General features: G+C 63.5%; 21 protein-coding genes and 1 pseudogene (1 of these 22 running past the window's edge). 6 read left to right on the top strand and 16 right to left on the bottom strand.

The features are described from left to right. On the top strand, nucleotides 1-1,250 hold the 3' portion of the coding sequence (locus AC0V8S_RS09420) for a M23 family metallopeptidase (RefSeq protein WP_183463366.1). 721 nt of this gene lie to the left of the window's left edge; 1,250 of the gene's 1,971 nt are visible here — the last part of the coding sequence; the start codon falls outside the window, past its left edge; it ends in the stop codon at nucleotides 1,248-1,250. 35 nt (nucleotides 1,251-1,285) lie between these two features. Here AC0V8S_RS09420 and AC0V8S_RS09415 read toward each other — a convergent pair whose 3' ends face one another. Next, on the bottom strand, nucleotides 1,286-2,851 hold the full coding sequence (locus AC0V8S_RS09415; protein WP_475437505.1) for an MFS transporter: 1,566 nt from the start codon (nucleotides 2,849-2,851) through the stop codon (nucleotides 1,286-1,288). A 152-nt stretch (nucleotides 2,852-3,003) separates the two neighbouring features. On the opposite strand from AC0V8S_RS09415, the gene AC0V8S_RS09410 reads away from it, so the two are divergent. Further along, complete coding sequence (locus tag AC0V8S_RS09410; protein WP_475437504.1) at nucleotides 3,004-3,636, top strand: TMEM175 family protein; 633 nt, start codon at nucleotides 3,004-3,006, stop codon at nucleotides 3,634-3,636. Here the strand turns inward: AC0V8S_RS09410 and AC0V8S_RS09405 are convergent. The 8 genes from AC0V8S_RS09405 to AC0V8S_RS09370 form a co-directional block, all read right to left on the bottom strand. Continuing rightward, nucleotides 3,610-5,127: a L,D-transpeptidase family protein gene (locus tag AC0V8S_RS09405; protein ID WP_475437503.1), complete on the bottom strand. Its 1,518-nt coding sequence runs from the start codon at nucleotides 5,125-5,127 to the stop codon at nucleotides 3,610-3,612. The two genes, AC0V8S_RS09410 and AC0V8S_RS09405, sit on opposite strands and share 27 nt — an antisense overlap. Before the next feature lie 150 nt (nucleotides 5,128-5,277). Continuing rightward, nucleotides 5,278-5,640 carry an MmcQ/YjbR family DNA-binding protein gene (locus AC0V8S_RS09400; protein ID WP_475437502.1) on the bottom strand — a complete coding sequence of 121 codons (363 nt, stop codon included), beginning with the start codon at nucleotides 5,638-5,640 and terminating at the stop codon, nucleotides 5,278-5,280. 58 nt (nucleotides 5,641-5,698) lie between these two features. Further along, entirely contained in the window at nucleotides 5,699-8,305 is a 2,607-nt protein-coding gene (gene clpB, locus AC0V8S_RS09395) for an ATP-dependent chaperone ClpB (RefSeq protein ID WP_475437501.1), read from the bottom strand. 220 nt (nucleotides 8,306-8,525) lie between these two features. Continuing rightward, nucleotides 8,526-9,467, bottom strand: a complete 942-nt coding sequence (locus AC0V8S_RS09390; protein ID WP_475437500.1) for a DUF4167 domain-containing protein — start codon at nucleotides 9,465-9,467, stop codon at nucleotides 8,526-8,528. A 310-nt stretch (nucleotides 9,468-9,777) separates the two neighbouring features. Continuing rightward, nucleotides 9,778-10,650: a peptide chain release factor N(5)-glutamine methyltransferase gene (gene prmC, locus AC0V8S_RS09385; RefSeq protein WP_475437499.1), complete on the bottom strand. Its 873-nt coding sequence runs from the start codon at nucleotides 10,648-10,650 to the stop codon at nucleotides 9,778-9,780. Beyond that, a complete protein-coding gene (gene prfA / locus AC0V8S_RS09380) occupies nucleotides 10,643-11,722 on the bottom strand; it encodes a peptide chain release factor 1 (protein WP_095199645.1) in 1,080 nt (359 codons plus the stop codon). The genes prmC and prfA overlap by 8 nt, the downstream gene beginning before the upstream one ends. A gap of 10 nt (nucleotides 11,723-11,732) precedes the next feature. Beyond that, a complete protein-coding gene (gene ptsP / locus AC0V8S_RS09375; protein ID WP_183463382.1) occupies nucleotides 11,733-14,003 on the bottom strand; it encodes a phosphoenolpyruvate--protein phosphotransferase in 2,271 nt (756 codons plus the stop codon). An 81-nt stretch (nucleotides 14,004-14,084) separates the two neighbouring features. Then, nucleotides 14,085-15,338: an aspartate kinase gene (locus tag AC0V8S_RS09370; RefSeq protein WP_475437498.1), complete on the bottom strand. Its 1,254-nt coding sequence runs from the start codon at nucleotides 15,336-15,338 to the stop codon at nucleotides 14,085-14,087. Nucleotides 15,339-15,584: 246 nt separating this feature from the next. Between AC0V8S_RS09370 and AC0V8S_RS09365 the strand changes: the two genes are divergently transcribed. Beyond that, a complete protein-coding gene (locus AC0V8S_RS09365; protein WP_475438594.1) occupies nucleotides 15,585-17,426 on the top strand; it encodes a CHASE3 domain-containing protein in 1,842 nt (613 codons plus the stop codon). Nucleotides 17,427-17,484: 58 nt separating this feature from the next. On the opposite strand, the gene AC0V8S_RS09360 is transcribed toward AC0V8S_RS09365, so the two are convergent. Then, entirely contained in the window at nucleotides 17,485-19,284 is a 1,800-nt protein-coding gene (locus tag AC0V8S_RS09360; protein ID WP_475437497.1) for a diguanylate cyclase, read from the bottom strand. Between the two features lie 161 nt (nucleotides 19,285-19,445). Between AC0V8S_RS09360 and AC0V8S_RS09355 the strand changes: the two genes are divergently transcribed. Next, nucleotides 19,446-19,685, top strand: a complete 240-nt coding sequence (locus AC0V8S_RS09355) for a hypothetical protein (RefSeq protein ID WP_475437496.1) — start codon at nucleotides 19,446-19,448, stop codon at nucleotides 19,683-19,685. A gap of 163 nt (nucleotides 19,686-19,848) precedes the next feature. Here the strand turns inward: AC0V8S_RS09355 and AC0V8S_RS09350 are convergent, their stop codons facing one another. Both AC0V8S_RS09350 and AC0V8S_RS09345 read right to left on the bottom strand, forming a co-directional pair. Beyond that, nucleotides 19,849-20,001 carry a putative glycolipid-binding domain-containing protein gene (locus AC0V8S_RS09350; protein ID WP_475437495.1) on the bottom strand — a complete coding sequence of 51 codons (153 nt, stop codon included), beginning with the start codon at nucleotides 19,999-20,001 and terminating at the stop codon, nucleotides 19,849-19,851. Continuing rightward, the gene (locus AC0V8S_RS09345) at nucleotides 19,928-20,419 is read right to left on the bottom strand and encodes a putative glycolipid-binding domain-containing protein (RefSeq protein WP_475437494.1); all 492 of its coding nucleotides are present in this window, start codon (nucleotides 20,417-20,419) and stop codon (nucleotides 19,928-19,930) included. Before AC0V8S_RS09345 ends, AC0V8S_RS09350 begins: the two co-directional genes overlap by 74 nt. 248 nt (nucleotides 20,420-20,667) lie before the next feature. Between AC0V8S_RS09345 and ubiG the strand changes: the two genes are divergently transcribed. Continuing rightward, entirely contained in the window at nucleotides 20,668-21,417 is a 750-nt protein-coding gene (gene ubiG / locus AC0V8S_RS09340) for a bifunctional 2-polyprenyl-6-hydroxyphenol methylase/3-demethylubiquinol 3-O-methyltransferase UbiG (RefSeq protein WP_027031212.1), read from the top strand. A 43-nt stretch (nucleotides 21,418-21,460) separates the two neighbouring features. Here the strand turns inward: ubiG and AC0V8S_RS09335 are convergent, their stop codons facing one another. Both AC0V8S_RS09335 and AC0V8S_RS09330 read right to left on the bottom strand, forming a co-directional pair. Continuing rightward, nucleotides 21,461-21,973, bottom strand: coding sequence for a flavin reductase family protein (locus tag AC0V8S_RS09335; RefSeq protein WP_183463394.1), 513 nt, complete (start codon nucleotides 21,971-21,973; stop codon nucleotides 21,461-21,463). A 12-nt stretch (nucleotides 21,974-21,985) separates the two neighbouring features. After that, nucleotides 21,986-22,663 (bottom strand): annotated as a pseudogene (locus tag AC0V8S_RS09330) (EamA family transporter); the annotation flags it as partial. A gap of 114 nt (nucleotides 22,664-22,777) precedes the next feature. Here AC0V8S_RS09330 and AC0V8S_RS09325 point away from each other — a divergent pair. Continuing rightward, nucleotides 22,778-23,263, top strand: coding sequence for a MarR family winged helix-turn-helix transcriptional regulator (locus AC0V8S_RS09325; RefSeq protein ID WP_475437493.1), 486 nt, complete (start codon nucleotides 22,778-22,780; stop codon nucleotides 23,261-23,263). A 31-nt stretch (nucleotides 23,264-23,294) separates the two neighbouring features. On the opposite strand, the gene AC0V8S_RS09320 is transcribed toward AC0V8S_RS09325, so the two are convergent. After that, nucleotides 23,295-23,681 (bottom strand): hypothetical protein, encoded by a 387-nt coding sequence (locus AC0V8S_RS09320; RefSeq protein ID WP_475437492.1) that lies wholly within the window; start codon nucleotides 23,679-23,681, stop codon nucleotides 23,295-23,297. Between the two features lie 10 nt (nucleotides 23,682-23,691). After that, nucleotides 23,692-23,886, bottom strand: a complete 195-nt coding sequence (locus tag AC0V8S_RS09315; RefSeq protein WP_475437491.1) for a hypothetical protein — start codon at nucleotides 23,884-23,886, stop codon at nucleotides 23,692-23,694. Nucleotides 23,887-23,934 lie beyond the last annotated feature (48 nt).

Below are 23,934 nucleotides of genomic sequence, written 5' to 3'. Positions count from 1 at the left end.
AGTCGATGGCCGGCTCCTACGACGTCAAGATCGTACCGGAAAACGTCTCGGTGTCGCCGCGAGCTGCCACCGATGATCAGGCGCCGGCTTTCGCCGAGGAAATCATTCCCTTCACCAAGGACACCGACCTCACCGAGGCCTTTGCCGATTCGGGCTATACGGGCGACGACGCCACAGGCATGGCCGAAGCAATCGCCAAGCTGTTGAACGCGCCAACGCTGAAAGCCGGAACGGTGCTGCGCGTCGGCCTCGAGGTTCACGGCGATGCCGCCAAGGTCGTGCGCACCAGCGTCTACGACAAGACCACGCATATCGTCACCATCGCGCTCGACGATCGCGGCCAATATGTGCCGGCGCAGGAGCCGGATCCGAATCCCGAACTTTTGACGGCGTTCGATGATTCGTCGGCACCCGTGGTGGTGCGCGGCAACCTGCCCAACGTCTATGACGGCATCTACCGCACCGCCTATTCCTACGGCATGTCGAAGAAGATGACCCAGCGGCTGATCAAGCTGCTCGCGTCTGGCGTCGACTTCCAGTCGCGTCTCAATCCGTCGGATCGCCTCGAAGTGCTGTTCTCTCAGCCCGACGGCGACGACCAGACATCAGACGATTCCGAGCTTCTCTATGTCTCGGCGACCTTCGGTGGCACGACGCGCAACTTCTACCGCTTCCAGATGCAGGACGGCAGCACCGACTATTTCGACGAGGATGGCTCGAGCGCCGAGCAGTTTCTGCTGCGCAACCCGCTGCCCAACGGGAGATTCACCTCCGGCTTTGGTGCGCGCAAGCACCCTATCCTCGGCTACGTCCGCATGCACACTGGCACCGATTGGGCCGCCCCGATCGGATCGCCGATCATCGCCGCCGGCAATGGCGTCGTCGAGAAGGCCGGCTGGGCCGGCGGCTATGGCAAGCAGATCATCCTGCGCCATGCCAATGGCTACGAGACCTCATACAATCACCAGAGCGCCTTTGCCAAAGGCATCGCGCCGGGCGTTCATGTTCGCCAGGGCCAGGTCATTGGCTATCTCGGCCAGACTGGTCTCTCCACTGGTCCTCACCTCCACTACGAGCTGATCGTCAACGGCACCAAGGTCGATTCGATGCGCGTCCGCCTGCCGGTCGGCAAGGTGCTGAAGGGCGACGACCTCGTCGCCTTCAAGCGCGAGCGCGAGCGCATCGACGATCTGCTGAAGCAGGAAGATGGCAATTCGCTGAAGGTTGCCAGCGCCAAGATCGAAGGCTGACCCTCGACCGATCCAGCATGGACAAATCAGCTTCGCTACGAATCAGCCGACGATTCATCGGTGCGGCGCGGCCAGGGCAGTGCCCGACCCGAAACGGTCATCCAGGCGATGATTGCGGCAAGCAGGCAGAGCACAGCGGTCGTCAAGGATATGGCTGAAAAAGCCGCGTCACTGGCGGCAAGCCGCGTTGCTTCAAGTTCGGGCGGCAAGCCTGTCGATACCGGTTCGCCGAAACCCGGAATGCCCGGCCTGGCGCTGGTGTCGAGCATCGTCGAATAGACCCAGGCGGCCAGCGATCCCATTGCCGCCACTGCGATCAGGCCGGCAATGCGCGAGACGGCATTGTTGATGCCGGAGGCGGCTCCCGTATCCTTGTCTTCCACCGCCGTCATGATCGCGGTCGACAGCGGTGAGACGACCAGCGCCATGCCGAGCCCCATCAGCGCCATCAGCGGAAATGTCCCGGTCCAGAAATGGTGAATGCCGGCATGGGTAAGCAAGGCAAGTCCGGCGAAGGCGAAAGCCACGATCAGGCTGCCGCAGGCGATAGGGAAACGCGGTCCGATCCGGTCGGAAAGCTGGCCGACCGGACCCGACAAAAGTGCGATCGATGCCGACAGCGGCAGGAAGATGAAGCCGACCTCTGCCGTGCTCAGCCCCCAGCCGGCAATCAGCAGCATCGGCAGGTAGAAGAGATTGGCCGAGAGTGCGAAATAGAGGAAGAAGGTCGCGACATTGACGCCGGCGAAGGCGCGGATTCTAAACAGACTGAGGTCGATCATCGGCTCGCGCTGCCACCGCTCGAAGGCGATGAAGGCGACGAGCAGCACAAGACCGGCGACGATGCTCGGCCCCGACATATGCCCGCCACCCTCGGCGCTCATCGAGGTCAGCCCATAGGCCAGCGCTCCGAATGCCAGCGTCGCCAGCACCCCGCCGCCGAGGTCGAGGCTTCGCCTTTCCGTCGCCGTGTCGGCCGGAACCCTGGTCAGCAGAAGATAGATCGACAGCAGTCCAAGCGGCAGGTTAACGGCGAAGATCGCCCGCCAGATGCCGTTGCCGAAAGTCGACAGGACGAAGCCACCCAGCACTGGCCCGAGCGCCGTCGTCAGCGCCGAGGCGGCGGCCCAGATGCCGATCGCCCGGCCGCGTTCTTTTTTCGGATAGGCCTTGGCGATGATAGCGAGGCTGCCCGGCACCATGATCGCCGCACCAATGCCCTGAAGGGCGCGAAACGCGATCAGCACGACAGCATTCGGCGCGAGCGCACAGGCGAGCGAGGCTGCGACGAACAGCACAATGCCGGCCACGAAGGCGCGGCGCAGCCCGAACCGGTCGCCGGCGGCCCCGCCAGCAAGGATCAGTGCCGACAACGTCAACGCATAGGCATTGGAAATCCACTGCGCCTCGGCAAGGCTGGCACCGAGGTTGACGCGGATCGCCGGCATGGCGATGGCCAGGACGGAACCATCGATGAAGCCGAGCGCCGAGGCCAGGATCGCTGCTATCAATACGAACCGCCGCTGCGATTGCGAACAGAAGGTGCCGTTCGTGACTGGACTGATCAGCGGGACTGCGGCGGCTTCATCGGGCGAATGCATGGCACTCTGCTTAGACCGCCGCTGTGCTGGCAACAACCGGCCAGCAGCCTGCAGTCCTTGAAACCAGCCACATTGCCAGGAGACACCCTATCAGGATGCAAATGGCGGCAGCCATGCTAAGTTTTCCGGAGTCGGCAGGCGGGGAGAAATCAATGAAGCGTCCACTTGAAGCTTCGCCAGAAGGACGCGGCCGCATTGTCGGCATCACCGACGGCGTCTTTGCTATCGCGCTCACGCTCATCGTGCTCGAGATCAGGGTGCCGGCGCATGAGGTTGTTCATTCCGAGCGCGATCTGCTTGCCGCCATTGCGGCACTCGCCCCACGCTTCCTGACCTATGCCTTGAGCTTCCTGACGCTGACCATCTTCTGGTTCGGCCAGCAGGCGCAGCATGGGCTGATCGCCAAATCCGACAGGCGGCTCGCCACGCTGAACCTCTGCTTTCTCGCCTTCATCGCACTCTTGCCGTTCTCGACCGACCTTCTGGCCGACTTCCTCGAATTCAGGACCGCGGTGCTGGTTTACTGGCTTAACCTGCTGATGCTGGGCGTCACCCTGTTCGCCAGCTGGCGCTATGCCGAGAAGAACGGCTTTGTCGCTAAGGACGTCGACGCTGAAACGACGCGCACGGTCTATCAGCGCATCGTCAAGGCGCAGATCCTGTGGGCGATCGGTACCGCGCTGTGCCTGATCAACCCGTTGCTCAGCGTCGGCTTTATTCTGGTCGTGCAGCTGATCTATGCCGCTGCCCTGCGCGGTTCATTGCTGCGCAACGTCATCGGCTGAAGGTCCGCCGATGAACTCCACGGTGACGCCTGGCGACACCAGCTTGGCGAGTTCGCGCGCGTCCCAGTTGGTCAGGCGCACGCAGCCATGGCTTTCGGTCTTGCCGATCTTCGACGGCTCGGGCGTTCCGTGGATGCCATAGGTCGGTTTGTCCAGTGCGATCCAGACCGACCCGACAGGTCCGTTGGGGCCTGGCGGAATGGTCAGAATCTTGTCGTTCTGGCCCTGCTTGAAATTGATGTTCGGATTGTAGGTGTAGTTCGGGTCGAGTGCGATGCGCGACACAGCGTGAATGCCGGTGGGCGACGGCGTGTCGGCCGAGCCGATGGTCGCGGGATAGGCTGCAACCAGCTTGCCGCCCGCTTCGTAGGCGTACACTTCTTTCTTGGTCTTGTCGGCGACGATGCGCGCGACCGGTGTCGAGACCAGCTTGCCGAAATTGGCGACCTTGATGATCGTGCCGGGGCTATTGAAGTCGAGGCCCTTGTTGATCGACTTCAGATAGTTCTCGTCCATGTGGAAGCGCTCCGCCAGCGCCTCGGTGACAGAGGTGTAGCACATGCAGTTGAGCTGCGCCTTCTGGCCGTAATCTTCCGGGATCGAGGCGACATAGGGGCCGGCCGCATCCTCCGCAGTGATCGTGTAGCTGGCAAAGGCGTCGCCACCGGATTGTGAAAGTGCCGCCTGGATACCGACCGTATCGGTCGACTTCAGATTGCTGCCGGTGATCTCATTATAGGCGGCCAAAGCCTTGTCGACGTTAGAGCCGAAGCGCCCGTCGATCACGCCTGGCGAAGCGCCACCACGGTCGAGCAGCACCTGAAGCGCTGCGACATCCTGGCGGGCTCCCAGCGTAAGCGACGGATCGACGGCGGCCTTGCCGCCAGTGTCCGGCGGCAGGGACGACTGCGTCTCCGGATTGGCCTGCTGCACGTCCGGCTGCGCTTGATCGATCGAAGCCTCGTTCAGCGGTTGGCGCTTGATGGTGCCCGGCTTTGCCGGCTGCGGCGCATCCGGATAGGTGTTGTCGTAGCTGCCGTCGTCCTGCGGCGCCGGCGGATAGGCGTCGACGGAGTTGTCGCCATAAGGGTCGGACTCATCCACTGGCGGCGGGATAACCCGGCCTTCCTCTTCCAGCTGCTTGCGGCGGAACCGCGCCATGTCTTCCGGATCGTCGAGATAGTAGCGATCATCATCAGCGGGAGCCCGGCCTAACTCGCGCAGCCTTGTCTCGCGGCGCAGCGCACGACGGTCGAGCCGTGTCCCCGGCGGCTGGATGGCGATGACCTTGCCGGTATCGGCATCGACGATGACCCGGTTGCCGCGGGCGTCGTAGTAGATGTCCAGATTTCCGTCCTGGGCAACGAGAATGCCGCCATCGTCGGCAGCGCGGACAACCCTTGGTGCGTTGTCCCGCGTCGGCGCGGCAAGCGCGGCAGAAGACACAAGCCCGGCGGCAAGCGCCGAAAGGGCAAAGATCGTGCGGAACATTGTGGCCAAACTCTCCGGTCCGTAATTGCCGCCGCCCGGCATTGTTCTCTGGGCGAACCCCTTCGCCAGCAAACCAGTTAACCCACCATATGGTTCCAACATGAACCGGGCATGAAGATGGCGGTTTTCCGGCGCATCGACGAATACCAGCTAGCTTGCGAGCCCCAATTCCTTGCGCGCCTGCTTGGTCAGCTTCGCGGCGACAAGGCGATGGCTCTCGCGCAAATAGTCCTTCAGCGCAGCATCATCCATGCTCTGGCTTGTCCGACGCTGGATCCATGTCATGCCGCGTGAGGCAAGATAGGGCGCGGGCCGCAGGCCCGGCTGTTCCTTCAGCACATCATAGGCGATGTCGGAACATTTGAAGGTGACGAAGAGCTGCTGGCCCTGGTCCCAGCCGCCGATCGCAAACACCTTGGTCCCGACCTTCCAGACATGGGCGCCGCCCCACTGGACGACGTGGTTTGTGGCGGGCAGTGAGGCGCAGAAGCCGTTGTAGTCGTCCAGCGTCATCCGCCCCACCCTCAATATGAAAACGCCGCGCGTCCAGGGCGGACGCGCGGCGTTGAAATCAGGCCGCCGCTTCGGTCGCGACGACTGTCGGCTTCGAGCGGAAGTTCAGCCGGTCGGAGCCGGACGTGACCCTGACGGTCGAGCCGTCGAGAATCTCGCCGAGCAGGATCTTCTCCGCCAGCGGGTCCTGCAGTTCCTTCTGCATCACCCGCTTCAGCGGCCGCGCGCCATAGGCCGGGTCGTAGCCCTTGGCCGCCAGCCACTCGATCGCTTCGTGATCCAGCGACAGCGTGATCTTGCGATCGACAAGCAGGCTTTCCAGTCGCTTGAGCTGGATCTCGACGATGCGGTCCATATCCTTGCGGCGCAGCCGGTGGAACAGGATCACCTCGTCGACGCGGTTGAGGAATTCTGGCCGGAACGATGCCTTGACCACATTCATCACCTCGTCGCGCACGGCGTCGACATCCTGGTCCTCGCCGAGATTGACCAGATATTCGGCGCCGAGGTTCGACGTCATGATGATCAGCGTGTTGCGGAAGTCGACCGTGCGGCCCTGCCCGTCGGTCAACCGGCCGTCATCGAGCACCTGCAACAGCACGTTGAAGACATCGGGATGTGCCTTCTCGATCTCGTCGAACAGCACGACCTGATAGGGCCGGCGCCGCACCGCTTCGGTCAGCGCACCGCCCTCCTCATAGCCGACATAGCCGGGAGGCGCGCCGATCAGCCGGGCGACCGAGTGCTTTTCCATGAATTCCGACATGTCGATGCGCACCATCGCGCTGTCGTCGTCGAACAGGAAGCTTGCCAGCGCCTTGGTCAGCTCTGTCTTGCCGACACCCGTCGGCCCGAGGAAGATGAACGAGCCGATTGGCCGGTTCGGATCCTGCAGGCCGGCACGGGCTCGCCGCACCGCCTTGGAAACGGCTTGCACCGCTTCGCCCTGGCCGACGACGCGCTTGCCGATCTCGTCTTCCATGCGCAGCAGCTTGTCGCGTTCGCCCTGCAGCATCTTGTCGACCGGAATGCCGGTCCAGCGCGAGACGATATGGGCGACGTGGTCGGGGGTGACCACTTCCTCGACCATGCCGACCTTGCCGTCCTGGGCTTCGGCTTCCTTGAGCTTCTTTTCCAGTTCCGGGATCTTGCCATAGGCAAGCTCGCCGGCGCGCTGGAATTCACCCTTGCGCTGGGCAATGGCAAGGTCGTTGCGCGCCTCGTCGAGCTGTTTCTTCAAGTCGGCGGCGAGCCCGAGTTTCTGCTTCTCGGCCTGCCACTTGGCGGTGATCTCGGTCGATTCCTCCTCGAGGCCGACAAGCTCCTTTTCCAGCCGGGCGAGCCGGTCCTTCGAGGCCTCATCCGTCTCGACCTTGAGCGCCTCGCGCTCGATCTTGAGCTGCATGATGCGGCGATCGATCTCATCCAATGCCTCGGGCTTGGAGTCGACCTGCATGCGAAGACGCGAGGCGGCTTCGTCGACCAGGTCGATCGCCTTGTCCGGCAGGAAGCGGTCGGCGATGTAGCGGTTGGACAGCGTCGCTGCCGCCACCAGCGCCGAGTCGGAGATACGCACCTTGTGGTGCTGCTCGTACTTTTCCTTCAGGCCGCGCAGGATCGAGACGGTGTCTTCCACAGTCGGCTCATCGACAAAGACCGGTTGGAAACGGCGGGCAAGGGCCGGATCCTTCTCGACATGTTTTCTGTACTCGTCGAGCGTGGTCGCGCCGACGCAGTGCAATTCGCCGCGCGCGAGCGCCGGCTTCAACAGGTTCGACGCATCCATGGCGCCATCCGCCTTGCCGGCGCCGACCAGCGTGTGCATCTCGTCGATGAACAGGATGATCCCGCCAGCGGCGGAGGTCACCTCGGAAAGCACGGCCTTCAGTCGCTCCTCGAATTCGCCGCGATATTTGGCGCCGGCGATCAGCGCGCCCATGTCGAGCGCCATCAACTGCTTGTCCTTCAGCGATTCCGGCACGTCGCCATTGACGATGCGCAGCGCCAGGCCTTCAGCGATCGCCGTCTTGCCGACGCCCGGCTCGCCGATCAGCACCGGATTGTTCTTGGTGCGCCGCGACAGCACCTGGATGGTGCGGCGGATCTCGTCGTCGCGGCCGATGACCGGATCAAGCTTGCCGGCGCGCGCGTCCGCTGTCAGGTCGCGCGCGTATTTCTTCAGCGCGTCATAGCCCTGCTCGGCACTCGCCGAATCGGCGGTGCGGCCCTTGCGGACATCGTTGATGACCTGGTTCAGCGCCTGCGCGGTGACGCCGGCCTTGGCCAGGATGTCGGCGGTCTTTGCCGACTTTTCCATGGTGAGCGCCTGCAGCAGCCGCTCGACCGTGACGAAGCTGTCGCCGGCCTTCTTGGCCAGCTCTTCCGCCGTCGAGAACACCTTGGCCAGCGGCTGCGCCAGATAGAGCTGGCCGTTGCCGCCTTCGACTTTCGGCATCGCCTCGAGCGCCGTCTCGACGCCGAGCTTGACGTCGCGGACATTGCCGCCGGCGCGCTCGATCAGCGACGCGGCCAGGCCCTCGTCATCATCGACGAGCACCTTCAAAATGTGTTCGGGGGTGAATTGCTGGTGATTGCGGGAGAGCGCCATGGTTTGCGCGGACTGGATAAAGCCGCGCACGCGCTCGGAGTATTTCTCAAGGTTCATATCTGTCTCCTTCCATCACCGGCCCGCTTTGCGGCACCGGATCAGATTGCGGTGACGGACCCGCTCATTCGAGCCGGATCCTGTTCAGCCGAGATATGGTGCATAGGCCATGCCGTCTCAAGACGCCTTGATATCGGTCAATGCATAATATTCCACGTCGGCCCAAACGAAAACGGCGGAGATTTCTCTCCGCCGTTCAACGTCTTGAAATGCTGTGCGATCAGTTGTCGATGTCGACAATCACCGGCTCGGCATTGCCGCTATCGGCAGGCGCCGCTGCCACCTCGCCGGCATCCGCATTGTCGCTACCGCTATCGACCTGGTCGGCATTGGTGCGCGGACGGCGCGGACGGCGCGGCCGACGGGCAGCACCGCTCTCGGCGGCCGCCTCGTTAAGCTCGGCCTGGGCGGCAAGAGCCGCCGGCGAAAAGCTCTCGAACAGCGGAGCCGGCGCGGCTGCCGCAACGGTCTCGACCGGCAAACCTGGCTCTAGCTGTACCTCTGCCTGTGCGTCTGCCTGGACTGGGGCTTCGTTGCGCTGCTGCTGGCCACCTTGATCGGAGGACGAAGCAAAGTCGCGCTGGCCGTTCTGGCCGTAGCCGCCATTGGGGCGACGATCACGATGGCGCCCACCATTGTTGTCGCGGCCGTTGTTGCGCCCGCCATTGTCTCGGTTGTCGCGACCGCTCTCCCTGTTCAGCGCGACCTCGGCCGGCATGCCTTCGATGACCGGCTGCGGACCGGCGCCATGATTGGCCACCGGGATCTGGGCATCGGAAACATTGTTGCTGTTGCCGGAATTGTCGAAGTCATCACGATCCTCATCGCCGTCATCGTCGAAATCGTCGCGATTCTGTTGCGTATTCTGGATCGGCATCTGCGCCTGCGCGGCGGCAATGATGCGATTGTAGTGTTCTGCGTGCTGGAGGTAGTTCTCCGCCATGACCCGGTCGCCGGAGCTTTGCGCGTCACGGGCCAAGGTAGCGTATTTTTCGGCGATCTGCTGAGCCGATCCACGGATCTTCACGTCCGGGCCGTTGCTCTCGTAGTTGCGCGTCAGGGGATTTGGGCCCTTGCGGTTGTTGTTGTTATTGTTGTTGCCACCGCCGCCGCCATTGTTGTTGCGACCGCGCATGCGCCTGTTCTGCTGTTGTGGCCTCATTCGACTCTCTTCATCTTGAAATTTTCGAAAACTCGTTACGAACGGAGGCGCTCATGCAGCCAGCCGTTTCGTTTCTTCACCGGCGTTCGCCCGCATCAATTGCGTTGGCGCCACGTGCCATCCTGTTCCGGTTACATCACTTGCCGGACGATTCCCGCACGAAGCTTGGGCGTCGTTTGCGCAAGAAGGCAGCTATTTCCAAGGAGGACCGAATCGCTAAGAGCACTGCCTGCTTCGTCTCATCCGGTTGAGGCGACCCTAGCCGCATTCCCCGGTATTGCCAAGCGGTTTTTTCGCACTGCGTCAAGGCTTATCCCCATTGAAAGACAAGAACCCTGTCGTTTCCGCCGAGATCACGGAAGGCAGCAGCCGATGCATAACCAGCCGCCCTGAATATATCCGTAACCTCATCGCGTTGCGTGTGGCCGATCTCGACCGCAATCCTGCTTTCGGCTTCAAGAAACCGTGCCGCCTCGGCGGCAATGATCCTGTAGGGGTTCAGCCCATCCACGCCGCCATCCAGGGCCAGGCGTGGGTCGAAATCGCGGACCTCGTCCTGCAGATTTCCAATATCTCTGGAAGGTATATAGGGAGGGTTTGCGGCAATTACATGGTATCGGCCGGAAACTTTTTCGAACCAGTCCGACTGCACCGCCGTGAACCGATCGCCAAGTCCGAGTTCCCCGGCATTGCGGGCCGCGGTTGCCAGCGCGCCGGCAGCAATATCGACGCCGGTCGCGGTCGCGGCAGGCTCTGCGCTCAGCAGCGCCAGCGCGATGGCGCCGGTGCCGGTGCCGAGATCAAGGATGCGGCAGGCGCCCCCCCGGGTGGCCATTGCCTTGACGAAGGGCAGCACCGCCTCGACCAGCGTTTCGGTATCCGGCCGCGGTTCCAGCGTTTCCGGCGACAGTGACAGGCGCAAACCGTAGAATTCGCGGTAGCCGAGGATGCGATGCACCGGTTCGCCACCGGCTCGCCGTCTCAGCGCGGCGTCGATCGCGGCGATGGCTGTTCTGCCGACCCTGCGTTCAGGGTCGGCAATGGCCTGCGTGCGCGTCGTGCCGGAAAAATGTTCGACGATCAGCCGCGCATCGAGCGCCGGATCATCGACCGTCGCCGCCACAAGCCTGGCCCGCGCTTCCCGCAGCAGCGGCCCCAGCGCCTCGGGCAGAGGGTCAGCCATCAAGGCCGATATCGGCCAGCAGCTTCGACTGGTGATCGGCGATCAGCGCGTCGACGACTTCGTCGAGCTCGCCCATCATCACCCGGTCGAGCTTGTAGAGCGTCAGGTTGATGCGATGGTCGGTGACGCGGCCTTGCGGGAAATTATAGGTGCGGATGCGCTCCGAGCGGTCGCCGGAACCGACCTGCGACTTGCGTGATTCCGAGCGCTCCTCATCCGCCTTGCTGCGCTCCAGATCATAGAGCCGGGCACGCAGGATCTGCATGGCCTTCGCCCGGTTCTGGTGCTGCGACTTCTCCGCCTGCACCACCATGATGCCGGTCGGCAAATGGGTGATGCGCACCGCCGAATCGGTGGTGTTGACGTGCTGGCCGCCGGAGCCCGAGGCACGCATCGTGTCGATGCGGATGTCTTCGGAGCGGATCTCGATGTCGACTTCTTCCGCTTCCGGCAGCACGGCCACCGTTGCCGCTGAGGTATGAATGCGCCCGCTCGCCTCGGTCGCCGGCACGCGCTGCACGCGATGCACGCCGGATTCGAATTTCAGATGGGCAAACACCCCCCGACCGGAAATGGTGGCGATGATTTCCTTGAAGCCACCGGCATCACCGTCGCTGGCTGACACGGTCTCGAACCGCCAGCCGCGCTCGGCGGCATAGCGCTCATACATGCGAAACAGGTCGCCGGCGAAAAGGGCCGCTTCATCGCCGCCGGTGCCGGCACGGATTTCGAGGATGGCGTTCTTGTCATCGGCGGCATCCCTAGGCAACAGAAGGACCTGAATGTCCTTCTGCAGCGCCTCGATGCGCCCCTCCACCCCGGGCAAGTCGGCTTCGGCGAGCGCCCGCATCTCGGCATCGGTGCCCTTGTCGGCGAGCATCGCTTCGAGGTCGGCCTGCTCATGCTCGGCCGAGCGCAATTCCCTGACCTTGGCCACCATGTCCTGCAGCTCGGCATATTCCGATGCCATCTTCACATAGGCATCCGGCGCCGGGCCGGCCGACATCTGCGCTTCGAGCATCTCGAAACGCTTGACGACTTGATCCATACGATCGCGGGGCAAATTGACCATGATGGGGACGCTACAACGGAATCGAGCGGTCGTCGGCGAAGGCCTGCAGCAGCGCCCGCATCGGCAGCCCCTGCGCCGGCGCCATCAGATTGTCGTCGAAGAACGCTGTCAGTTCATCCAGCGGCAGTTCCGTCAGCATCGCCTTGACCGGGCCGATCGAGGCCGGCGACATCGAGATCGAACGGAAGCCGAGGCCGATCAGCGCCATCGCCGAGATCGGCTTGCCAGCAAGTTCACCGCACAGCGTCACCGGCGTGTGGTTGCGGATGCCGGCATCGGCGATCTGCTTGAGCACACGCAGGAACGGCGCCGACAGCGTGTCGAAGCGGTTGGCCAGTTGCGTGTTGCCGCGGTCGACCGCCATGACGAACTGAAACAGATCGTTCGAGCCGACCGAGACGAAGTCGACGGCCTTCATCAATTCGTCGAGCTGGAACAGCAGCGACGGCACTTCCAGCATCGCACCCAGCTTGAGACTGGTCGGCAGATGATGGGCAAAGCGCGACAGATGCCGTACCTCGCGGTCGATGATTTCGCGCGCCTGGGCGATCTCGCCGAGCTCGGTCACCATCGGCAGCATCAGCTTGAGCTCGCGCCCGCCGCTGGCCTTCAGCAAGGCGCGGATCTGGGTGCGCAGCAATCCCGGCCGGTCGAGCGTCAGCCGGATCGCCCGCCAGCCGAGCGCCGGGTTTTCTTCCTGGATAGCCCCCTTGAAGTAGGGCAGCACCTTGTCACCGCCGATGTCGATGGTGCGGAAGGTGACCGGCTTGCCGCGTGCCGCCTCGAGCACGTCGCGGTAGAGTTTCTCCTGCGCCTCGGCGCGCGGAAAGGTCGAGGCGACCATGAACTGCAATTCGGTGCGGAACAGGCCGATGCCGGCCGCACCCGCCTCGGCCAGCTGCGGCAGGTCGACGGCAAGTCCGGCATTCATCAACAGGTCGACCTGGACGCCGTCCCTGGTCGTCGACGGCTTCTTGCGCAGCTCGCGGTAGACCTCTTGCCGGCGGGCGCGGAACCGCACCTTTTCGGCATAGGCGGCTTCGAGATCGGATTGCGGCCGCAGGTGGATTACGCCTTCTTCGCCGTCGACGATGATGGCATCGCCGTTTTCCGCCATGGAAACGGCGCCCTTCATCTGGCCGGCGACCGGGATGCCCATGGCGCGCGCGACGATGACGACGTGGCTGGTGGCCGCGCCGTCTTCGAGCACCAGCCCGCGCATCTTGTCGCGGGGATAGTCGAGCAGTTCGGCCGCGCCCATCGAGCGGGCGACAATGATGGCGTCCTTAGGCAGCGAGGCCGCGACATCCTCTGGCCCGCGTCCCATCAGCTGGCGCAGCAGCCGGTTGGCGAGGTCGTCGAAATCGCTCATCCGCTCGCGCAGATAGGGATCGGTCATGTGCAGCATGCGCGCGCGCATGTCGCTCTGCACCTTTTCCACGGCAGCTTCCGCCGTCAGGCCGTTGCGGATCGCCTCTTCCAGGCGGCGCACCCAGCCACGATCATTGGCGAACATGCGGTAGGCTTCGAGCACCTGGCGATGCTCGCCCTCGAAAGCGACGTCGCGACGCTCCAGCATGTCGTCGATGGAAAGCCTGAGCGAGCCGAGCGAGGTCTCGAGACGCCTGACTTCTTCCTCGCTGTCCTCGTTGAACAGATTGGTGACGACGATGCGCGGCTCGTGCAGCACGACATGGCCAAGCCCGACGCCGTCATTGAAGGACAGGCCGGTGAAGCTGACAGGCCGGCGCAAATCGAGTTCCAGCCCAGGCCGGGTCAGCCGTGCCAGATCGCCGGTGGCAATCATCTCGGCGATGACCATGGCCGTGGTTTCCAGCGCCTCGACCTCGTCGTCGCGATAATGGCGCATGGTCTTGTTCTGCACGACCAGCACGCCCAACGTCCGCCCTGCCCTCAGCACCGGCACGCCAAGGAAGGAATTGTAGATCTCTTCCCCGGTCTCCGGCAGGTAGGCGAAGGCCGGGTGCTCCTGTGCGTTGGACAGGTTGAGCGGCCTCGCGCTGGCGGCAATCGTGCCGACCAGGCCTTGTCCGAGTCGCAACTGCGCCAGGTGGACGGCGTTCGGGTTCAGACCCTCGGTGGCGTAGAGTTCGAGCACCGAATCGGCGCGCAGCACATAGAGCGAGCACACTTCCGCAACCATGTTGGACGCGATGTCGCGCACGATCCGGTCAAGCCGCTCCTGCGGCTCCAGCGGCTCTTGCATGAGCTCGCGGAGCCGTTTCAGCAAAACGCGCGGGCCGCTGGCCTGGTCACGCATCGCGGCTTCTTCTCCAATGAAACACTTGCCGGCGCAGTTTCCGCCGCTGCCGGCATGCGCGCAACAACTGATTCAGTCTTGCTACTGCTTATCCAGACCGTAGACGGAATGCAAAGTGCGAACTGCCAGTTCGGTGTACGGACCGTCGATCAGTATCGAAATCTTGATCTCGGAGGTGGTGATGGCGCGGATATTGATCGCCTTGTCGGCCAGCGCCTTGAACGCGGTGGCGGCGACGCCGGCATGGCTCCGCATGCCGATGCCGATGACCGAGACCTTCGACATGCCGGCTTCCGACTGCACGACATCGTAGCCGACCTCGGCCTTCAGCCGGTCGAGCACAGCCAGCGCCTTGTCGACGTCACCCGATGGCACGGTGAAGGTCATGTCGGTGAACTTGCCGTCCTCGGAGATGTTCTGGACGATCATGTCGACATTGATGTTGGCCTCGGCCAGCGGCCCGAAGATGCCGGCGGCGACGCCAGGGCGGTCGCCGACGCGGCGCAGCGAAATCTGGGCCTCGTCCTTGGCGTAGGCAATTCCGGTGACGACCTGCTGTTCCACGATCTCTTCCTCGTCGCAAATGAGCGTTCCCGGAGGATCGAGCAAATCCCCCATTCCGGGCGCGTCGGGATCGTCGAAGGACGACCGCACGAAGGTACGCACCCTGTGCACCATGGCAAGCTCGACCGAACGCACCTGCAGAACCTTGGCGCCGAGCGAGGCCATTTCAAGCATTTCCTCGAAGGAGATCTTGGCCAGCCGCCGCGCCTTCGGCTCGATGCGCGGATCGGTGGTGTAGACCCCGTCGACGTCGGTATAGATGTCGCAGCGGTCGGCCTTGACCGCCGCGGCAATGGCGACCGCGCTGGTGTCGGAACCGCCGCGGCCGAGCGTGGCGATCCGATTGTCAGGCCCGATGCCCTGGAAGCCGGCGATGACAGCCACCTGGCCCTCGCCGAAGCGCTTGATCAAGAAGGCGCCGTCAATATCGAGGATGCGCGCCGCGCCATGCGCGTTGTCGGTCTTGATCGGGATCTGCCAGCCCTGCCAGGAGCGCGCATGCACGCCCATGTTCTGCAAGGTGATGGCCAGCAGGCCGGCGGTGACCTGCTCTCCGGAAGCGACAACCGCGTCATATTCGCGTGCGTCGTGCATCGGCGAGGCCTCGCGCGTCCAGCCAACCAGCTCGTTGGTCTTGCCGGCCATCGCCGAAACCACCACCGCCACCTCGTGGCCGGCGTCGACCTCGCGTTTGACGTGACGCGCCACATTGCGGATGCGGGCGATGTCGGCGACGGAGGTTCCGCCGAATTTCATCACGATACGCGCCATGGAAGCGAAATGCCTTTGACTGAAGCCGGCTCGAAGCCGAAAACGAAGGAAAGCGCCCGGCTGGCGCCGGCCGCTGAATGCGCGGCCTCCTTAGCCAAATGCTTTGGGTTTCGCAAGGCTGGCGGCGGATTGCCGGCTTCAAGAAGACGGATATTGCCTTCCAGGCCGGCGCCGCTTACCAAATGCTGCCCGCGGGGAATTCCTTTTGGTTCGGCATAACAGATGATTGCTCGTCTTCGGCGCGCCATGCGATTGCAATCGCTGCCGCTTGTCGCCGGCTTCGCCGTGCTGGCATTGATCGTCGGCACCCGCGCCCTGCTGGTCGAGAGCCAAAGGGCCAATCGTGCCGCCGCGCGCGAGACAATCGAATACCAGGAACAGCTTTCAGGGCTGCTATCATTGGCGCAGGATGCCGAGGCCGGCCAGCGCGGCTACCTGCTGACCGGCGAGAAATCCTACCTCGAACCGTACCAGAAGGCTGTCGTTGCGATCCCGGGACAACTTGCCCGCATCGATGCCATGACATCATCCAACGACCAGCTCGCCCTGCAGATCAGCCACATCAAGGACGCGCTTTCACAAAAACAGGCTGAACTCGCCGTGACGATCGCCCTCTACGACAAGGGCGATGCCGCCAAGGCGCTGCAACTTGTCCGCAGTGGTCAGGGCAAGGCCGCCATGGACGAGATCCGCGCCAGCGTGGACACGATCCGGCGCATCGGCGCGGCCGACATCGCTGCGCGCGACGAGCACACCGACCAGGTCGAGGCCTGGCTGCGCATCGGTTCGCTGGCGGCCCTGATCGCGATCTTCCTGCTCGGCGCCTACACAATCCGCCAATCCCGCCGCCGCTTTCGCGAGGTTGTCACCGCCCAGGAAGAACTGATGCGTAAGAACATCGAGCTCGGCAACGAGATCGACACGCGCGAGAAAGCCGAATCCCAGATCCGCCAGATGCAGAAGATGGAAGCCGTCGGGCAACTGACCGGCGGCATCGCCCATGATTTCAATAACATGCTGGCGGTGATCCTCAGCGCTATGAACCTTGCCCAGCGCAAGCTGAAACGCGGCGAGAATGATATCGAGAAATTCATCGAGGCGGCGACGGACGCGGCCAGCCGCGCCGCCAATTTGACCTCCCGGCTGCTTGCCTTCTCCCGTCTGCAGCCGCTGGCGCCGCAGGTGGTCGACACCAACCGGCTGGTGACCGGCATGTCCGACCTTCTGCACCGTGCGCTCGGCGAAGGCATCCGCGTCGAGACGGTGCTGGCGGGCGGCCTGTGGAAAACCCACGCCGACCCCAGCCAGATCGAGAACGCGATCCTCAACCTTGCCGTCAATGCCCGCGACGCCATGGACAATGACGGCAAGTTGACCATCGAGACCGCCAACAGCCACCTCGACGACGCTTACGCCGCGACGCATGCCGAAGTCACGCCAGGCCAATATGTGATGATCGCGGTAACCGACACCGGCACCGGCATGTCGCCCGAGGTCATCGCAAAGGCGTTCGAACCTTTCTTCACGACCAAGCCGGTCGACAAAGGCACGGGACTTGGGCTGAGCCAGGTGTTCGGCTTCGTCAAGCAGTCGGGCGGCCACGTCAAGATTTACTCCGAACCGGGCGAAGGCACGACGATCAGGATCTATCTGCCCCGGTTTTTCGGGCCGGAGGAGCCGGCAGCACTTGCCGGGCGCGGCAAGAGCACCGCCAAGGTCACCGAAACGATCCTCGTCGTCGAGGACGACGCCCGCGTTCGGGCCTCAACGACGGACGCCATGCGCGAACTCGGCTACACCGTCATCCACGTCGGCAGCGGCCAGGAGGCGCTTCAGAAACTGGCGGCGACGCCTGGCATCGCCCTGCTTTTCACGGACATCGTCATGCCGGTGATGAACGGCCGCAAGCTCGCCGAGGAAGCGGTCGCGCGCCAACCCGGCCTGAAAGTCGTCTTCACCACCGGTTTCACCAGGAATGCCGTCGTCCACAACGGCGTGCTCGACCATGACGTGCACTTCCTGGCCAAGCCGTTCACCATCGAGCAACTCGAGGCTAAGCTACGCGAAGTGCTGGACGCGAAACGATAGCTGGCGCCTTCAGGCGACTGTTCCGGTCCAGGCGACATGCCGAGCTCGTTCTGTCGCGTTAACCCACGCTTTGGCTGGCGGTGGGAAGGTCCCAGTTGGGATCGGCCCTGCCCAATCCGGCAACGACGCGGTCGCGGCCGTCCGCTTTTGCCTGATAGAGCGAACGATCCGCGGCGTTGACGATTTCGACCCATGATGCGCCGAGTTCCGGGAAGGCGGATACGCCAAACGAGGCCGTTATGGTTCCGAGCGTGCGGCCGCGATGCGCCAGATGCAGCTGCTTGATCGCCTTGCGCAGCGCCTCGGCGCGCTCGGCGGCATCGGCGAGCGACGTTCCCGGCAGCATCAGCGCGAATTCCTCACCGCCATAGCGCGACACCACATCGCTGTCCCTCGCGTGGTCGAGCAGCGTGGCGGCGACCTGCTTGAGCACCAGATCGCCCGCTTCATGGCCAAACGTGTCGTTGAATTGCTTGAAATGATCGACGTCGAGCATGATTACCGCCATCGGCTGCCCAGAACGCTCCAGGCGCCTCAACTCGCGGCTGCTTGTCTCCTCGAGATAGCGGCGGTTGTAGAGCCCGGTATTGGGGTCGCGGATCGATTGCTGGCGTAACGTTTCGCGCAGACGCAGATTGGCCAATGCCAGCGCCAGCGTGTCGACGACGCCGCGCAGAACCTGTTGCCGTTCGGCCAGCCAGCCCGGCCTGCCGGCGGCGTCTGGTTCGCACAGATGCACGATGCCAAGCGTCTCCCCCTGAGCCGCCAGGGGCATGCAGACATAGCCACGGCCACCATTCTCGGTGATGTGGTTGCAGCGCGGCGTCAGCATGCCGGGGCCGGCAACATGTTCCTGGCCGCGTCGCAGCGCCCAGCAATCTTCCGGCGCAAACTGGCCAACGCTCGAACGCACAGTGCCCCAATGCGCCATTTCCTCGACCAGGTTGCGCGAGGCACTGGTAAGATGCACGGTGCCGCTCAATCCGCCGAAGAAATCGGGCATGGCCGAGCCGACGACGGAAAATGCCTCCTGGAAGGTGACGCATGCCTGAAGCAGTTCGCCGAGCTTGACCAGGCGGGTCGTTGCCTGGGACGTCTCTTTCAGTTCGCGGTTCAGCGTTACCAGTTCCTCGGCGCGATCGTTGACGGCCCGCTCGGCGCTGCGCAGTTCGCTGATGTCGTTCAAGGTCAGCACGATCCCGCCGTCGGAGCGATTGAGCGGATTGCAGCTCGCAATCACCGGCAGGTACGATCCGTCCGGCTTTGCCAGCCGAACCTCGGCCTGATGCCCGCGACTCGTGGTCAGCGCCAGCTCGATCGGCGATGTTGCCTGCGCCAGCCTGTCTCCCGACAGTCCCCTGATGTCGAGGACCGACGGCCAATCCTGGCCCTCGATCTTGTCGATGCGCCGCCCGATGATCTCGGCGGCCGCCGGATTGACCGAGACGATCTGGCCATTGCCGTCGATGACGACGATTCCTTCGGCGACAGTGCGGACAATATCCTCGATATAGGCCTTCTGCTCAACGAGCTGCCCGCGCGACGATTCGAGTTCGGATGCCATACCATCGAAGCCTCGCGCCAATTGGCCGAACTCGTCATTGGAGGTAAGGCCGATACGCGCCCCGGCGTCGCCGCGCGCCAGCGATTCGATGCCGCGGTTGAGGCCGGAAAGACCGGCGCCAAAGCCACGCAGTAACAGGAAAGCCGAGATCGCGGAGATCAGCACGGCGGTCGCGGTGCACAGACCGATGAGCCAGAGCATGTTGTTGGTGCGCTGTTGGGCGGCGTGCAGCAGCGGCGTATACTCGAACAGCACCGCGCCGACCGTCTTGCCGGGAGCATCCTTGATCGGCACGGCAACCAGGTTGATCGCTTCTGATAGGTCGGTGCTGCTTTCAACGAAGTTGCGCGGCGTGCCATCCTCGATCGTCCGGCCGACTTCATTGTCGGGATCGTGGCGGTACGGAGTGCCGACATTTTTTCTTCACCCGGGACATCGGCAAGGATGACCTTGTCGTGATTGACGACAACGAGGTCGCGTTTCGAGTCGCTGTGTTGCGCGGTCACGAATTCGCGCAGTGCGTCTGCCCTTTCAAACAAGGAATGCGGCGCATCGGAAGCCTTGAAGGCAATCGTTTCGGCCAATTGCCGCCCAACGCTCGTCGCTTCGGCGAGCGCGCCGGATGTGGTCAGCGATATCTGGGAGACGATCGCAATGCCGCCCACCAGGCCAATCAAGGCCGCGGCGCTGAATAAGGTGGCAACAATCTGGGTCTTGATCCGCACCAACCCATCCCAATCGATGGGAGGGCAATGTACATGCCGAATCCCGCTCGTGCCTCAGGAAACCGCCAACCTCGTAAATTTGACGTTAAGGAAACCTGATCCGCCGCCCTTCCCGGCCCGGGCGATGCTTGGGTCAGTCTGGCTGTGCCGTGGCTTTCCACAGGCCAGGATAGTCGACGACGAAGCCTTGCGGCGAGACATCGAGAATCTCTTCATAGCCGAACATAGGCGCGCTGTACGCGTAGCGGATTGCGTCGAGACGCCGATAGCTCTGCTCGAGAAGCACCATCTCCAGCGCGGGGAAGCTCGAGATAGGCGGCTGGAGCGGGCGTCGCCTCCCCGATGCCGAGGTCGAACCGGCGGATGGCCAGCAGGTTCGATGCCGGCGTGAAGCCGAGGTCGACATCGACAAGGCCGGCAACGCCCCGCTGAGGCTCGCCGTCCAGCATCCACTCGCCGTCGGCACGTCGTTCAATGGCGTAGTGCAGCTTGCGGGTGCCGAGAAAACCATGGACCCGCGCCGATCGCGTGCGCCAGCCGGCGTCGCAAATCACCGCATAGGCAAGGCAGCATGGCTTGCCGTTCTGGACGAAGATGGCCTGTCCCTCGAGGCTGTGCCCACCATCGGCTTGCGAAAGCAGGCAGGCGTCGTGACCCTCCACATCCAGCCGGCGCCAAAGGATCGAAGCCGTCGTGACCGTCATCGCCTACTCCTCGAATGCAAAAACGATGCCTTTCATTCGCCCGCCAGGCCAATTGTGTTTCACCGCCGCACACGGCAGCTGACATGCCCTGACAGGATGCATCGCCCTGTCGGCACAGGAAAATTGTTGCCTTGACTTTCCGGCTCCCACGCCCGACTTCCTAGCGCTCTGAAGCAATTCCAGGAAAAGTGTGAAACGGTTTTCCGTCCGGAATTGCGACAAATCAAAGAGCTCTAGGAGACCAACCCATGCCAGAGCCCCGACGATCGACGATCGATGCCGGAGAAGTGGAACGCTTTTCCGCCCTTGCCGCCGAATGGTGGAACCCGAACGGCAAGTTTCGACCGCTGCACAAATTCAATCCGGTCCGGCTTTCCTATATCCGCGACCAGATCGCGGCGCGCTTTGGCCGTGACCCGCGTGCCGCGCGGCCGTTCGAGGGGCTGCGCATCCTCGATATCGGCTGCGGCGGTGGCCTTTTGTGCGAGCCGATGGCGCGGCTTGGCGCCGAGGTCGTGGGAGCGGATGCCTCCGAGACAAACATCGAAGTGGCGAAACTGCACGCGGCCGAAGGCAATGTGAGCGTCGACTACCGCGCCACGACGGCCGAGGACCTTGCCGACGCCGGCGAGACATTCGACGTCATCCTCAACATGGAAGTGGTCGAGCATGTCGCCGACATCGACCTGTTCGTCGCCAAATGCGGACAGATGGTCCGGCCCGGCGGCATCATGTTCGTGGCCACCATCAACCGCACGCTGAAGGCGCTCGGCCTGGCCATCATCGGCGCCGAATATGTGCTGCGCTGGCTGCCGCGCGGCACCCACCAGTTCGGCAAGCTGGTGCGCCCGGAAGAGCTGGAAAAGGCGCTGGGTGGCGCCGGTCTGACCATCATCGACCGCACCGGCGTCACCTACAATCCGCTCGCCGATCGCTGGGCGCGGTCGAAGGACATGGACGTCAATTACATGGTGCTGGCGGAAAAGGGATCGGTCTGACTACGTTCGCGGAATGCGCGCCAAGGACGTGTTGAGATTCGGGTCAGGCCGAATCGAGCGGCCGATAGCCGCCCCGCCAATAGATCAGCGCCTGGCCGGCATCGCGGGTGCGCACCGCCTCGACCGAGCCGATGACGATGGAATGCGTGCCGCGGTCGATCATCTCGTCGAGGCTGCAGTCGAAGGCCGCCACCGCGTCCGAAATCAGCGCGGCTCCGGTCTTCAGCGTCACCCATTCGGCGCCCTCGTAGCGGTCCTTGCCCTTGATGCCGCCAAAGCCGGAGAACCGCTCCGCCACGCGCTGGTGTTGAGGTCCGAGCGAATTGACGCCGAAATGCCGGTAACGCTCTATCACCGGCCAGGTCGATGACGACCGGTTGACGCAAGCGATCACCTTGGGTGGCTCAGCCGACAGCGAGACCACCGAAATGACGACAAGGCCCGAGCGGTCGTCACCGACGCCAGCGGTGATGACGCTGACATTGCCGACGATGAGCCGCATGGCGGCGCGGAAGTCGGCGACGTCGACCGGGCCCTCACTCGAGACTGTGGACATAACATCCTCCTAAGCCGCCGACTGCATCGCGACCAGCGGCACGCCGCCGAGCGGAACGAAGGCCTTGACGCCGAACAAGGCAAGAATGCCGGCCAGCAGCAGCGTCGCCGACGCCAGATGGCTGCCGACGGCAAGCTCGATCGGCCCGGTGCCTTCCGGCCAATCGACGGTGCGGTAGATGTTGCCGGCGGCAAGGCTGACCGGGATCAGCAGCCCCATCACCACCCAGAACAGGTCCGCCGGCTGGCCGGCCTCGCCGCGCGTCACCGCCACCATGACGGCGCCGACGAAGCCGACAGCGATGCCGATGATGCCCAGCATGTTGGGACGCCGGACACGCAGCAGGATCGAGAACACCAGCGTGATGACGGGCGAAAGCGTGAACATGATGCCGGTATAGCCGGCGCCAAGGTGCGGAATGGCCGAGAACATCAAGAGATTGGGGGCGGCATAGGACACGGCGGCCGTGACGAAGAAATAGCGCAGTTTGTGCGGCGTGAGCCGGATACGCTCGCCGCGTGCCAGGAGCACGCACAAAAGCACGCCGCCGGCGCCGAGCGAAATGACGAAGCCCCAGACCATGGCCGGCACACCGGCCGCCGTGGCAAGCTTGCCGAAGGGCAGCGTTAGGCCAAGCAGGCCGCCGGTGACGACCAGCAGGCCGAGCGCCGATTCCCAGAGAAATTTCATCGGATTGTCCCGTCACTCAATTGCGAAATTTGGCACTTGCGGCTTGGCCGGTTCTTCATCTTGAGGTAAGATAATGCAAAGATTCTTAACGTCAAGATATTTAATGGTGAGACAGTGGACAGGGCAGCGCGCGCGATCGAGCAGTGGAAACGGGAGCGGCCGGATCTTGATGTCTCGCCGATGGGCGTGCTCGGACGGCTGAACGAGGCCTCGTCGCTGATCGCGCGTGACCGACTCGCTCCGCTGTTTGCTCGATTCGGATTGCAGGCCGGCGAGTTCGACGTGCTGGCGACGCTGCGCCGCTCCGGAGCCCCTTACGCGCTGACGCCGACCGCTCTCTACGAAGCGACGATGGTGACGTCAGGCGCCATGACCAACCGGCTCGACCGGCTGGAGAAGGCCGGATTGATCCTGCGCGGCCCGCATCCCAACGACCGGCGTGGCATTGTCGTGCAGCTTACCGAGAAAGGGCTCGCCCTGATCGATGAGGCTGTCACCGCCCACGTCGCCAACGAGCATGATGTTCTTTCAGGCTTGACGCAGGCAGAGCAGGAAACGCTCTCCCGTCTGCTTGAGAAATTGATCGGGAGCTTGAGTTAGCTTGTAGCTGAGGACCCCGAGAACACATCGGTCAGTTCGGTGGCTCGGAAAAGCTTCCGCGCTCCTGCCGCCTTGCGCTCCGGCCCCGCCGCAGCCGTGCGAGAAAGACAATCGTGTCCGCAAACCACACCGGCGTGCCAAGATGAATCAGGGCATCGCGCGCTCCGGCAATCTCTCGCGTATCGAGCGCCGCGTTGGAATGGTCAACGGCTCCCTGCTGTCGAGCCTCAACCCACCGTCGGATGCTCGCTCCATCGGGTAATTTGGCTGCGAAAACCAGCTCCTGCCCCATACAGACCTCCTCTACCCTGGCGCGCAATCCCTCTTCGTAGCCAATTCCCCACTGATCGAGACGCGCGTGCGTGGCCTCATGCACAATGGCACCAGCCACCTCCTCGATCGAGATGTGTTCGCCCATCACGAATCGTTCATCGAGTTCGCAGGTCGATGTCGACCCCACGAACTGCCCCGGCGGCGCCGGGAATGGTTGTGATCCAGATTTGTTTGAGGTCTCGGACTATCCGCCGGTATCGAGCAGGATCAACGGCTTGTATCAACTGCAGTGCGGCGGCAACCTTGTCCACATCCTTGCCGCCCTTGTCGGCGTCATAAATAATCAGCATTCCGCCGACTGTTTTCTTGTCGCTGGACCTTACGGCCAGCCTGTCCAA

This window comes from Mesorhizobium oxytropidicola, assembly GCF_056174625.1.
Note: the sequence above shows the minus strand (reverse complement) of the source record. Positions and strands in the feature narration are given on the sequence as shown.

Coding starts and splice junctions, on each gene's coding strand:
- AC0V8S_RS09415 (WP_475437505.1), bottom strand. CDS start 2,851: ATGCATTCGCCCGATGAAGCCGCCGCAGTCCCGCTGATCAGTCCAGTC.
- AC0V8S_RS09410 (WP_475437504.1), top strand. CDS start 3,004: ATGAAGCGTCCACTTGAAGCTTCGCCAGAAGGACGCGGCCGCATTGTC.
- AC0V8S_RS09405 (WP_475437503.1), bottom strand. CDS start 5,127: ATGTTCCGCACGATCTTTGCCCTTTCGGCGCTTGCCGCCGGGCTTGTG.
- AC0V8S_RS09400 (WP_475437502.1), bottom strand. CDS start 5,640: ATGACGCTGGACGACTACAACGGCTTCTGCGCCTCACTGCCCGCCACA.
- clpB (WP_475437501.1), bottom strand. CDS start 8,305: ATGAACCTTGAGAAATACTCCGAGCGCGTGCGCGGCTTTATCCAGTCC.
- AC0V8S_RS09390 (WP_475437500.1), bottom strand. CDS start 9,467: ATGAGGCCACAACAGCAGAACAGGCGCATGCGCGGTCGCAACAACAAT.
- prmC (WP_475437499.1), bottom strand. CDS start 10,650: ATGGCTGACCCTCTGCCCGAGGCGCTGGGGCCGCTGCTGCGGGAAGCG.
- prfA (WP_095199645.1), bottom strand. CDS start 11,722: ATGGTCAATTTGCCCCGCGATCGTATGGATCAAGTCGTCAAGCGTTTC.
- ptsP (WP_183463382.1), bottom strand. CDS start 14,003: ATGCGTGACCAGGCCAGCGGCCCGCGCGTTTTGCTGAAACGGCTCCGC.
- AC0V8S_RS09370 (WP_475437498.1), bottom strand. CDS start 15,338: ATGGCGCGTATCGTGATGAAATTCGGCGGAACCTCCGTCGCCGACATC.
- AC0V8S_RS09365 (WP_475438594.1), top strand. CDS start 15,585: ATGCGATTGCAATCGCTGCCGCTTGTCGCCGGCTTCGCCGTGCTGGCA.
- AC0V8S_RS09345 (WP_475437494.1), bottom strand. CDS start 20,419: ATGACGGTCACGACGGCTTCGATCCTTTGGCGCCGGCTGGATGTGGAG.
- ubiG (WP_027031212.1), top strand. CDS start 20,668: ATGCCAGAGCCCCGACGATCGACGATCGATGCCGGAGAAGTGGAACGC.
- AC0V8S_RS09335 (WP_183463394.1), bottom strand. CDS start 21,973: ATGTCCACAGTCTCGAGTGAGGGCCCGGTCGACGTCGCCGACTTCCGC.
- AC0V8S_RS09320 (WP_475437492.1), bottom strand. CDS start 23,681: ATGGGCGAACACATCTCGATCGAGGAGGTGGCTGGTGCCATTGTGCAT.
- AC0V8S_RS09315 (WP_475437491.1), bottom strand. CDS start 23,886: ATGCTGATTATTTATGACGCCGACAAGGGCGGCAAGGATGTGGACAAG.